The organism is Geminicoccus flavidas, assembly GCF_009806515.1.
GTDB lineage: Bacteria > Pseudomonadota > Alphaproteobacteria > Geminicoccales > Geminicoccaceae > Geminicoccus > Geminicoccus flavidus.
Genome location: NZ_WUJP01000834.1, coordinates 1 through 691, shown reverse-complemented (window position 1 = coordinate 691; position 691 = coordinate 1). Strand labels below are relative to the sequence as shown.

Annotated in this window: 2 protein-coding genes; both read right to left on the bottom strand. The window is 69.0% G+C overall.

What is annotated here, in order from left to right:
- The coding region (locus EQG76_RS23955; protein ID WP_159717045.1) for a Gfo/Idh/MocA family oxidoreductase at nt 1-335 on the bottom strand (335 nt) is incomplete at its 3' end.
- Between the two features lie 12 nt (nt 336-347).
- Nucleotides 348-691 (bottom strand): sugar phosphate isomerase/epimerase family protein (locus tag EQG76_RS23950; RefSeq protein WP_235031536.1); only part of this gene is annotated, 344 nt, incomplete at its 5' end.

Here is a 691-nt window from a genome sequence, read left to right as displayed (position 1 = left end):
ATGCCGCGCCGCACGAACTCCAGCGCCGCCGGGACGTGGACATGGTTCGGCGTTACGATGGCGACGACGTCGATGCCTTCCTTCAGCCGGGCCTCGCGCTGCGCCATCTCGGCATAGCTGCCATAGCAGCGCGCCTCGGGCAGCCCCAGCTCCGCCCCCGACGCCCTCGACTTCTCGGGCGTGGAGGAGAAGGCGCCAGCCACCAGCTCGTAGCGGTCGTCCATCCGCGCCGCCAGGCGGTGCACCGCGCCGATGAAGGCGCCCTGCCCGCCGCCCACCATGCCGAGCCTGAGTCTGCGCCGCCCGGCCTTGGCCTGGCTGCTCTCACCGACCATCCATCGACTCCTTCAGCGGTCCAGGCCCAGCGAGCGGCGCGCCACCGAGGTGTCGGCGCCCTGGCCGATGAAGTCCTCGAAGCTGCTCTCGCTCACCTTGATGATGTGCTGGGCGATGAACTCAGCACCCTCGCGCGCCCCGTCCATGCTGTTCTTGATCGCACACTCCCATTCCAGCACGGCCCAGCTGTCATAGTCGTGCACCGCCAGCTGGCTGAAGATCGCGCCGAAATCGACCTGGCCGTCGCCCAGCGAGCGGAACCGCCCGGCCCGGTGCGGCCAGTCCTGGAAGCCGGAATAAACGCCCTGCTTGCCCGAGGTGTTGAGCTCGGCGTCCTTCACGTGGAACGCCTTGA